We start from the raw sequence: 11,409 nt of genomic DNA, 5'->3' as shown, positions 1-11,409 counted from the left end.
CGAAAAAAAATGATTTATTTTGATAATAGTGCGACTACTAAACCTTATAAAGAGGTGTTAGACACATATATTACTGTTTCAGAACAGTTTTTTGGAAATCCGTCCTCAATCCATAAGCTTGGTGGACGCTCAGAGCAATTACTCTCAAAAGCTAGAAACCAAATTGCAGAACTTTTATCTGTTCAACCATCTGAGATCATCTTTACATCAGGTGGAACAGAAGGTAATAATCTAGCAATAAAAGGAACGGCCATGATGCATCGTTCAAGAGGAAAACATCTGATTACGACTGAAATTGAGCATCCGTCAATTTATGAAGCCTATAAACAATTAGAGGATCTTGGATTTGAAGTAACCTACTTATCCCCAAACGAAGATGGGTTTATTTCTGTTGACCAATTAAAAAAAGCGTTAAGAGATGATACGATACTAGTTTCTGTCATTCATGTAAATAATGAAACAGGAGCAATCCAACCAATAACTGAAATTGGGCAGTTATTAATGGATTATCCAAAAGTATTTTTCCATGTTGACGCTGTTCAAGGGGTAGGTAAAGTACAGTTAAATATTAAACAAGCTGCGATCGATTTATTATCTATTTCTGGTCATAAATTTCACAGTGTAAAAGGAACTGGAATTTTATATATTAGAGATGGTGTAACATTATCATCTTTAATGACAGGTGGTTCACAGGAAAGAGAGATTCGTTCAGGAACGGAAAATCTTGCAGGAATTGTTTCGATGGCTAAAGCATTAAGAATCACACTAGAAAAACAAAAAACAATGAAAGACCACCTATATAAAATGAGAAATGAGCTTATTCAACATTTGGAAATGATTGACGGCGCAGTGATGAACTCACCACAATCAGATTTTGCTCCTCATATAATAAATATTTCATTTGTAGGATTAAAGCCTGAAGTAATTGTACATGCTCTATCTGAAGAAAATGTTTTTATATCTACAAAATCGGCATGTTCTTCTAAAACTTTTGAGATAAGCCGTGTATTACAAAGTATGGGTAAAAGCGAGAAAGTAGCAAGTAGTGCTGTCAGAATAAGTCTTTCTTATGAAAATACAATGGATGAAGTAGAGCAGTTTAATAAGATAATTAAAGAAGTAATTAAAAATTTATATAAAGTAATGAGGTAACAGCATGAATGTAGAATATATTTTAATTCGTTATGGAGAAATGACTACAAAAGGAAAAAATCGAGGACGATTTACAAGTATATTAAGAGAAAATGTTCGAAATCGATTAAAAGCTTTTGAAAAAATTAAGATCACTGCAACTCGTGATCGTATGTATATAAAATTAAATGGTGAAGACCATGAAAAAGTTGCTGCTAATTTAAAAGAAGTTTTTGGAATTCATACGTTTAGTTATGCTAGAAAAGTTGTTACTGAATTAGAAGCAATTAAAGAAGGTGCTCTTGAAGCTATTAACGAGCTTGGTGATAGCGTTAAAACGTTTAAAGTGAACGTACAACGTAGTTATAAACAATTCCCATTGAATACGCCACAGTTAAACCGCGAGCTAGGTGGGTATATACTTCAAAATACAGAACACTTAACTGTAGATGTACATAATCCAGATGTAGCTGTTCGAGTAGAAGTACGTGATGATGCAACTTATATTACTTGTGGAGAAGAATTTGGTGCTGGTGGCTATCCAGTTGGAGTTGGCGGAAAAGTTATGTTATTACTATCAGGAGGAATCGATAGTCCAGTAGCAGCGTACATGTTGCTAAAACGAGGCGTGTCAATAGAAGCGATTCATTTTGAAAGTCCTCCATTTACGAGTGATCGTGCAAAACAAAAAGTAATTGATTTAGCAAGTAAACTAACTAGATATTGTAAACGAGTAACTTTACATGTTATCCCATTTACTGAAATTCAAAAAGCAATTCATAAAGAAATGCCTGCTAGCTACACTATGACAATCATGAGACGTATTATGCTTAGAATTGCTGAGCAAGTTTCTGTTGATCGAAAAGCACTTGCTTTAGCAACTGGTGAAAGCTTAGGTCAAGTGGCAAGCCAAACTTTGGAAAGTATGCATACAATCAATGAAGTAACTAATTATCCAGTTTTAAGACCACTATTAGCTATGGATAAATTAGAAATTATGGATATTGCTAAAAAAATTGATACTTATGATATCAGTATTAGACCTTATGAGGATTGCTGTACAATTTTTACACCAGCTAATCCAACTACAAAACCAAAACGTGATAAAGTGGCTCGTTTTGAAAGTCGTTTTGACTTTACAGAACTAATAAATGAAGCTGTAGTTAATAGAGAATCAATCATTTTTGAGAACGAAATGATTCGAAATCAAACGGCAACAAAAGAAGAAGAAATCGATATCGACGCGCTTTTATAAAAATTACTAAAAATTACCAGTAAAAATATGAATGAAGACATGCGTTTTATCACACTCTATACTCACAAGGAGGTGACAACACATGTCAAATAGAAATGATTCAAGTAATAATTTAGTAGCACCTGGCGCTCAAGCAGCTATCGACGCAATGAAGTATGAAATTGCTACAGAGTTTGGAGTACAACTTGGCCCAGATTCTACTTCTCGTGCGAATGGTTCTGTTGGTGGTGAAATCACAAAACGTTTAGTACAAATGGCTGAACAAAGCCTTGGTGGATATTCAAGATAATGAATTTTAAATAATTATGGATTAAGAGGTAGGGTAAAACCTACCTCTTTTCTATTTGTTCAGACTACATGCAAAACGCTTGCTTTCTACGTTACTTCGCCTGCTTGAGCGCGGTGCTCATTACCGTCAAAAGGTTACTCCACTTCTCACAAGCTTCGTGCCTCAAAAGGAAAATGTTTTCAGGTAGCCTGAAATCTAAATCGCTATACACTTTTCGGCAGATTTAATATTGAGATTAATCTTTGCTATAATAGAGGGAATAAATTAAAGGAGAGACCTGTTCATGTCAAATATTGAAAATGAATTTATTAAAATTACAACTAAATCACAGGGAGCAGAGTTGACGGGGATCTATACAAAAAAAGATAATTTAAATTATTTATGGAATGCTAATCCAGCATATTGGGGGAGACATGCACCTGTTTTATTTCCGAATGTAGGTAAATTAATTGATAATCAATATAAAGTGGATAATAAAGTCTATGAGCTTTCTCAACATGGGTTTGCAAGAGATATGGATTTCCAATTAACTGAAATAAATGAAGACGAGATCAACTATGAGCTAATCAGTAGTGAACAAACTCTTTTAAAATATCCATTTCAATTTTCATTAAATATTAATTATAAAATTAAGAACAATACTGTTTTTATTAAATATGTCGTAACGAATAATGATCAAAAATCAATGCCATTTTCAATAGGGGCTCATCCAGCTTTTAACATACCTCTAAAGGAAGATGAAACTTTTGAGGATTATTACTTACAGTTTGAAGAAGAAGAAAGATTAGAAACAATTAAATTAGAAGGACCATATCGAAGTGGTAAAAGAGAACTGATCGCTCAAAATATTAAAAACTTACCATTAACTCGAGAACTGTTTAAGGATGACGCATTAATATTTGAAAAACTTAATAAAAACGTGCTGACAATACGTTCGAAAAATCATAATAATATAATCAAAGTTCATTTTGAAGGGTTTCCATACATTGGAATATGGACTACACAAACAGCACCTTTTCTTTGTATTGAGCCATGGTATGGAATTGCAGATGAAATCGGCCCAGTAAAAGAAATGAAAAATAAACTAGGTATTCAAATTCTAAATCCAAATGAAACATTTACTTGTACATACAGTATTACAGTTGAAAGTGATTGATTTGCAGGAAAAGGTACGTGACAAGGAGTTTAAGTATCGTTACATAGAATGAGAGCATCCTGTATTGGTTCTACCGTGAAAATAAACTATCTTTTTTAGGTAGTTTATTTTTTTGTTGATTTCTGTTTAAATTTTCTGAAAAATAGTCGGAAAATAGCAGGAATTGACTATACAATTAACGAAACCATTATTATTCTATTTTGCAAAATTCAAAATATAATTTTAGTAATGATCAAAAGGGGGACTAACTAAGATGAACAGTACAAGTTTAATCGCTCCAAAAGTATATAATCTCGTTTGGGAAATTGAAAAATTTGCTTCAACTGATAAAGTGGCGTTAAAGTGGGTTGACCTAAATGGAGAATCCCATCAAATAACATATAAGGAACTTTATAATAAAGTTCACCAATATGCTTTTACATTCAAAAATAGTGGCATTGATAAAGGGGACAAACTTTTTGTCATGATGCCAAGATGTATTGAGACTTATGTAGTTTATTTAGCTATTTTAAAAATTGGATGTGTTGTAATCCCAGGATCTGAAATGTTAACGGTTAAGGATATTCAATACCGTCTTGAACATGGTGATGTAAAAGCGATTGTATCGCATGATGAATATTTAGGTACATTTAGCGATATTGCTAAAACTGGAAAATATAAATTATTTACTATTCATAATCAACAAACAATATGGACTTCATTGAATGACCAAGCAATTAGTGGAGCACATGTATTAACTGTGGAAACAAAAAGTGATGACTTAGCGTTTATTTCATATACGTCTGGAACGACTGGAAATCCTAAAGGTGTTGTACATACCCACAGTTGGGGATTTGCCCACATTCGTACAGTTGCTTCGAATTGGCTAGATGTGACTGAAGATGATACTGTATGGGCCACTGCAGGGCCAGGATGGCAAAAGTGGATATGGAGTCCATTTTTAGCGACATTAGGCAGCGGAGCAACAGGGTTCTTTTATGAGGGCAAATTTGATGCAGGTACTTTCCTAACATTGCTTAAGGAGCAAAATATTACTGTATTTTGTAGTACGCCAACCGAATACCGATTTATGGCAAAGGTTGAAAATCTAGATCAATATCAATTACCTGCATTAAGAAGTGCTGTATCAGCAGGTGAGCCATTAAATCAAGAAGTGATCCGCACATTTAAAAAACATTTCAATGTTGATGTAAGAGATGGTTATGGACAAACTGAAAATACATTATTAATCGGCACGATGAAGGATATTAAAGCGAAAGTAGGCTCAATGGGTATTCCAACGCCAGGAAACTTAGTTGAAATCGTTGATGACCAAGGAAATCCACTTGGGGTTAATGAAGTGGGGCATATCGCAGTACATTTAAGCTCTCCTGCATTATTTAAACATTATTATAATGATATGGAGCGTACAAAAGCACAAAGAAAAGGTGAGTATTACTTAACAGGTGACCGAGCTAGGAAAGACGAAGATGGCTACTATTGGTTTGATGGACGTAGTGACGACATTATTATTAGTTCAGGCTATACAATTGGTCCATTTGAAATAGAAGATGCGTTAGTGCAACATAAGCTTGTAAAAGAATGTGCGGTTGTAGCTAGTCCAGATCCATTACGTGGTAATATTGTTAAAGCTTTTGTTGTTTTGACTGAAAATGCCACAAATCAAGAAGAGTTAGTATCAGAGCTACAAGAACACGTGAAAAAAATTACTGCTCCATATAAATATCCACGAAAAATTGAATTTGTCCAAGAACTACCAAAAACAACTTCTGGTAAAATTCGCCGAGTAGAATTACGCGCGATGGAACAATTACGTGAATCGAATTAAATAATTACTTATGTTAAAATGAGGGAATATTCCCTCTTTTTTGATTTTAGGACGATTTTTATGTTTGCAAAGTAATAAATGAAACAACTTTTATTTAATGAACGGATGGTGGCATGAAATGAAGAAGCTTTGGCATAATGGTTTATTTTATACGATGGAAAGTGAAGGGGAAACTGTAGACTCAATCATTACTGAAGGTGAACACATTTTAAAAACAGGAAAATATGAAGATTTACTTTCTTATTTAGAAGGTGAAGAATTTGAGAAAATTAATTGTAATGGACAAATCGGTTTTCCAGGTTTTATTGATAGTCATTTACATTTAATTGGACATGGTGAAGCGATGAACCGTGTAGATTTGTCAAAGTGTCAATCATATGACGAAATGCTTGCACGAATGAAAAGTGTTATAGAGGACGCTCACCCAAATGAGTGGATCGTCGGAGAAGGATGGAATGAAAACGAATGGGAATCAAATGCATTATTCTGCATTGATGATTTAAATAGTTTATCAAACACAAATCCAATTGTATTAAAAAGAACTTGTAGACATGTCTATTTTGTAAATTCGATTGCAATTAGTCATGCATCAATAAATGTACATACGCAAATCGAAGGAGGACAAATTGGCAGTTCAGAGGATGGTCGTTTAAACGGGTTATTGTATGATGAAGCCGTTAATTTAATCATAAAAGCGATGCCGGCACCTGACGATTTGTATTTGTCAAAAGCAATTATTTCTGCAATTAAAGATTGTTATCAATACGGTATCGTTGGAGCGGTAACAGAAGATTTATCCTACTATGGAAACGCAAATCTAGTGATAGATTTATATGAGGAATTGTTAAATGAAGTTCCATTCCATACTCATGTATTAATTCATCATTCGACTTTGGATGAAGTCAAAGGAAGATTACATAATGGTAATAAGAACGTATCATTTGGAGGTGTAAAAGCGTTTATTGATGGTTCATTTGGAGGTCGCACTGCACTATTAGAAAAACCTTATGAAGACGATCAAAGCATAACAGGATTACAAGTGACTTCTCCAGAAAAATTAGAAGTAATTACAAAAAAAGCGCGTGAAAATGAATTGCCAATAGCATTCCATATGATTGGAGATCTAGCTGTAAAGCAAGCTATAGAAGTAGTTAAAAAGTATCCTAATCATAGTAAGCTACCAGATCGATTTATACATTGTGCACTTTTATCCCCAAAATTAGTAGAGGAAATGAAAGGATTAAACATCGTTGTAGATGTACAAACCTCATTTTTATATGCCGATTATCCATGGCTAGTTGAACGTATTGGTCAAAGCCGAAATGAATATGCTTATTTAATTAAATCACTGCTAAAAGAATCAATCGCAATAGCAAATGGTTCAGATACTCCAATTGATACAATCAACCCGTGGCAAGGTATATATACAGCGGTTACCCGAAAAGCAAAAGATGGGGTAGCATATAATATCGAGGAAGCAATTAGTTTATATGAAGCAATTAAACTTTATACGATAGATAGTGCGGCTTCGTTTCGTCAAGAAGACAAAAGAGGTCTCATAAAAGAAGGGTATACAGCTGACTTTATTTTATTTGATGAAAATCCTTTTGAGCTAGAAAAAGATGATCTACTGTATGTAAAATGTAATGAAACTATTTGCCGAGGAAATATTGTCTATAAGAAACATGGGTAAGGTAATGAAAGGGCAAACGGGACTGTCCTAGCAGTTATCATTTCCACTAAAAACACGGATTTATCAACGAAGTTCAAAAAGTATTTGTATTATTAATTTGGCTATCCTATATTTCACTACTTGAAAGAATGGTATGTAATTTTACCATTCTTTTTTGTTTATCCGGAAGATGGTTTGCCCATACTGATACAAAAAAGGGTGGTTTTTTGCTTTACATATACTCGATTCTAATTTTTATTGCGATCGTAGTTTTACTGTTAATATTTTTCGTGCTTTTTATAAATATGAGGGTCAATATACTTTCTGTTTATACAAATGAAGAACGATTTATGAATATTAAACTGTCTATTTTGAATAACCTATTGCGTTTTTCTTTTACGATTCCTTTAAAGAGACCGAAAGAGGTAAAGGAAGACGTTTCAGATTTAGAGAAAAAGAGAGATTTGTCTGTTTTACAACAAATTGATTTTTTCATAAATTTATACTCCAACGGACATACTATCATTACAAAATTTTTAAACACAGTACAAATTTACAATTTAACTTATCATATTCATTTCGGTGTCGGAAATTCTGCTTTAACAGGGATATCTATTGGAACAGCTTATAGTGCGATCGGAATTTTTGAAAACTTATTAAAGAAATTTACGATATTACATCATCCACCAACTATAGATATCACGCCGAACTATTATACATCCGTAATGGAAACTACTGGTAAGATTCGATTTTCATTTTCGGTACGAAAAGCTGTCTTTGCGGGATTATTATTACTTAAAGCATATTTGAAAACTAGAAAAGACTTTAAAGTAACACATCCAATCGAAACTAATTAGAGGTGATTAACAATGAGTCAACATCCTATTGGAGACTTAATGCACGCGGCAATGGAAAACTTATCAGCAATGATTAATGTAAATACAATTATTGGTGATCCAATTTCAACACCTGATGGAAGCTTAATCTTAACCGTATCAAAAGTTGGGGTTGGCTTTGCAGCTGGTGGAAGTGAATTTCGAAATTACCATTTAGTAGATGGTGTTAAGGAAGCTGAAGTAAGAAGTCCACATCCATTTGGAGGAGGTACAGGTGGAGGAGCATCAATCACTCCAATTGCATTTTTAATTGTAAGCAAAGATGGTGTTAAACTACTTCACTTAGATCAAAATACACATTTAATTGAAAAGCTAATGGATTTAACGCCACAAGCGTTAGAAAAAGTAAAAAAATATATGAAGAAAAAAGATGATTCAGATAAACATGAGCCAGATTTTGATACAGATTTAGATTAAATATAAAATTTAAGTAAAGTTAATTGCATTAAAGGTTTCCTTCCAGTAAGATAAATGTTGTGAACATTTTGTAACTTTGGGAGGAAATATCATGGCATCTGTAACATTTAAAAACAATCCAGTAACTCTTATTGGACAAGAAGTAAAAGTAGGAGACAAAGCTCCAAGCTTTACTGTTTTAGCAAACGATTTAAGCCCAGTAACTTTAGAGGCTTCAGCAGGTAAAGTACGCTTAATTAGCGCTGTACCTTCTGTAGATACTGGTATTTGTGATGCACAAACTCGTCGTTTTAACGAAGAATTATCAAACGTAGAAAACGTTGAAGTTTTAACAATTTCAATGGACTTACCATTCGCACAAAAAAGATGGTGTGCTGCAAGTGGTTTAGAAAATGTACATACTTACTCAGATCACCGTGATGCATCTTTTGGTGAAGCATTTGGTGTTTTAATGCAAGAATTACGTTTATTAGCTCGTGCAGTATTCGTAGTAGATTCAAATGATGTTGTTACTTACGTTGAGTATGTTGCTGAAGGCACAACTCATCCAAATTATGAAGCAGCAATTGAAGCTGTAAAAGCTGCAAAATAATAACAATATCTCTTTTAAGAGGTAAATGGCTGTCGAGTAGATCTCGGCAGCTTTTTTTTTTCGGCATTAAAAAAGACATTCACAAATATGAATGCCTCAACTAGGGTATCAGACTACGAAGATTACTTTCCGAGTGATACCGATTTCTCAGTGCAACGTTCCATAGCTGAAATAATAGATGATCGAAAGCCTTGTTTTTCTAATTCGGCAATCGCTTCTATTGTTGCACCACCTGGTGTGCAAACTTGGTCCTTTAATTCTCCAGGATGTAATTCAGTTTCAAGTACCATTTTTGCTGCTCCTAGGACTGCTTGGGCAGCTAATTTATATGCTTGGTCTCGCTTTATACCTTGTAATACAGCTCCGTCTGCTAAAGCTTCAATCATTAAGTAAACATATGCTGGAGAAGAACCACTAATTGCTGGAATCGCATCCATTAATTTTTCATTTACTAATTCGCATTTTCCGAAGCTATTGAATATTTCCATTACTTCGCTTAACTCTTCATCAGTTACTATTTGATTATGACAAAGTACACTCATGCCTTCCCTGACTAATGAAGGTGTGTTTGGCATCGTTCTAACGATTTTAACCTCTTTACCGAATGATTTTTCAACACCCTCTAAAGTAATTCCAGCGGCAATCGTGATGATTACAGTATTAGTAGAAACAACTTCTTTAATTTCTTCAATAATAGTTGGATATAAATCAGGTTTAACTGCTAAAAACAAATAATCAACTTGCTTTGCTATATCGATATTACTATTTAACGTTTGAACATTATATAAATCTTTCACTTTGACAAGCGTTTCATTAGACCTTGCACTTACATAAATTTGATTCTTCTCAATTACATTCGAATCAATTAACCCACCAATCATTGCTTGGGCCATTTTACCGCAACCAATAAAACCAATCTTCTTATTCATTCGTTCTCACATCCATTATATTTTAATAAGTTGAATTATACAGGAGGGGCTAAATATTACCAAATGATACATTATTAAAAAAATCTAATGAATGGATATCCACAAGGAATTATTTTTTGTAAAATAGAAATTGTAAAGAAAATTGACTCTTTATTTTGGGGGTATTATGAAACAAATTTTAAAAGAATCAAATCAAAAAACTACAATTGAGATTATTCAACAACTTATTCAAACATATGGTGGAACTTCATTAACACATTTAGGATTACTTGGTGATAAAAAAGTATTTCTTTCAGAAGATAAAAAGTCTGCATTTGTTTACCGTAAACAGAGTAATAAATTAGTTGTTCTATGTGATCCAATTGGAGAGATTTCTTTTGAAAAACTAAAGGAGTTTGAAAATTATTCTAGGAGTATAAAATGTACTCCATGCTTTTATCAAATAGATGAAAGCTCAAAAATGCTGTATGAAAAAGCTGGCTATCGATTGTTAAAATTAGGTGAAGAAGCAATAGTTGAACTAGAATATTTTGAAATTGCAGGTAAAAAAGGAGCAAAACTAAGAACAAAAAGGAACAAATTCATTCGACAAGGATATCAATTCGAAGTGGCTATGCCTGGACATTCTATAGGTCTACTTCAAGAGCTAAAAGTGGTTTCGGATGTATGGTTAAACGGAAGAGAAGAGTTATCTTTTTCTGTTGGTTCATTTCATTTTGATTATGTTTCAAATTTTCCTATAGGAATTTTAAGGGATAAAAATGGTCAAGTTATTGCTTTTGCGACATTACCGATTCAAGGCAAAAATATAACAATTGATTTAATGAGATATTTAAAAGAATTACCATATGGAACGATGGATATGCTTTTTGTCTCAATTATGTTTTGGGCAAAAGAAAATGGATTTAGAAGTTGTAGTCTTGGAATGGCCCCTTTAGCAAACGTTGGCCAAGATTCAAAATCAACAATCGTAGAAAAATCTGCAAAGATGATCTTTAAATATGGTAACTCAATTTATAATTTCAAAGGATTATTAACCTTTAAAAGCAAATTTGCAAATAAATGGGAATCAAAGTACTTAGCATACAAACCATATACATTACTATCTGTTATCACAAACTTATATCGCTTAGTTCATGGAACAAAATCTTTGAACTATATAACCCGTTTTAAGAAGCCGTTAGTAAAGAAGAAAGTAAAAATTAGTTAACGAGGGCCTCTATATAAGAGGTCTTTTTTTATGC

General features: G+C 33.2%; 11 protein-coding genes. 10 read left to right on the top strand and 1 reads right to left on the bottom strand.

Annotation, left to right across the window (positions count from 1 at the left end):
- The first annotated feature begins 9 nt into the window (after positions 1-9).
- From B6K90_RS14315 to tpx, 9 genes are all read left to right on the top strand, one after another.
- Entirely contained in the window at positions 10-1,152 is a 1,143-nt protein-coding gene (locus tag B6K90_RS14315; RefSeq protein ID WP_088013468.1) for a cysteine desulfurase family protein, read from the top strand.
- A gap of 4 nt (positions 1,153-1,156) precedes the next feature.
- Positions 1,157-2,386, top strand: coding sequence for a tRNA uracil 4-sulfurtransferase ThiI (gene thiI, locus B6K90_RS14310; protein WP_088013467.1), 1,230 nt, complete (start codon positions 1,157-1,159; stop codon positions 2,384-2,386).
- Between the two features lie 82 nt (positions 2,387-2,468).
- On the top strand, positions 2,469-2,675 hold the full coding sequence (locus B6K90_RS14305) for an alpha/beta-type small acid-soluble spore protein (protein WP_088013466.1): 207 nt from the start codon (positions 2,469-2,471) through the stop codon (positions 2,673-2,675).
- A gap of 283 nt (positions 2,676-2,958) precedes the next feature.
- Positions 2,959-3,831 carry an aldose 1-epimerase family protein gene (locus B6K90_RS14300; protein ID WP_088013465.1) on the top strand — a complete coding sequence of 291 codons (873 nt, stop codon included), beginning with the start codon at positions 2,959-2,961 and terminating at the stop codon, positions 3,829-3,831.
- A gap of 253 nt (positions 3,832-4,084) precedes the next feature.
- Positions 4,085-5,659: an acyl-CoA synthetase MbcS gene (mbcS, locus tag B6K90_RS14295; RefSeq protein WP_088013464.1), complete on the top strand. Its 1,575-nt coding sequence runs from the start codon at positions 4,085-4,087 to the stop codon at positions 5,657-5,659.
- A 118-nt stretch (positions 5,660-5,777) separates the two neighbouring features.
- On the top strand, positions 5,778-7,352 hold the full coding sequence (locus B6K90_RS14290; RefSeq protein ID WP_167555373.1) for an amidohydrolase: 1,575 nt from the start codon (positions 5,778-5,780) through the stop codon (positions 7,350-7,352).
- A gap of 329 nt (positions 7,353-7,681) precedes the next feature.
- Entirely contained in the window at positions 7,682-8,188 is a 507-nt protein-coding gene (locus B6K90_RS14285) for a DUF2953 domain-containing protein (protein ID WP_167555372.1), read from the top strand.
- 12 nt (positions 8,189-8,200) lie between these two features.
- Complete coding sequence (ytfJ, locus tag B6K90_RS14280) at positions 8,201-8,644, top strand: GerW family sporulation protein (protein ID WP_088013461.1); 444 nt, start codon at positions 8,201-8,203, stop codon at positions 8,642-8,644.
- 91 nt (positions 8,645-8,735) lie between these two features.
- The gene (gene tpx, locus B6K90_RS14275; protein ID WP_088013460.1) at positions 8,736-9,236 is read left to right on the top strand and encodes a thiol peroxidase; all 501 of its coding nucleotides are present in this window, start codon (positions 8,736-8,738) and stop codon (positions 9,234-9,236) included.
- A gap of 122 nt (positions 9,237-9,358) precedes the next feature.
- Here tpx and proC read toward each other — a convergent pair whose 3' ends face one another.
- Positions 9,359-10,165, bottom strand: coding sequence for a pyrroline-5-carboxylate reductase (gene proC / locus B6K90_RS14270; protein WP_088013459.1), 807 nt, complete (start codon positions 10,163-10,165; stop codon positions 9,359-9,361).
- A 166-nt stretch (positions 10,166-10,331) separates the two neighbouring features.
- Here proC and B6K90_RS14265 point away from each other — a divergent pair, with 166 nt between their 5' ends.
- Positions 10,332-11,375 (top strand): phosphatidylglycerol lysyltransferase domain-containing protein, encoded by a 1,044-nt coding sequence (locus tag B6K90_RS14265; RefSeq protein WP_088013458.1) that lies wholly within the window; start codon positions 10,332-10,334, stop codon positions 11,373-11,375.
- Positions 11,376-11,409 lie beyond the last annotated feature (34 nt).

It is taken from the genome of Gottfriedia acidiceleris, assembly GCF_002128425.1.
Classification (GTDB): Bacteria; Bacillota; Bacilli; order Bacillales; family Bacillaceae_G; genus Gottfriedia; species Gottfriedia acidiceleris.
This window is presented reverse-complemented; position numbering and strand designations above follow the sequence as displayed.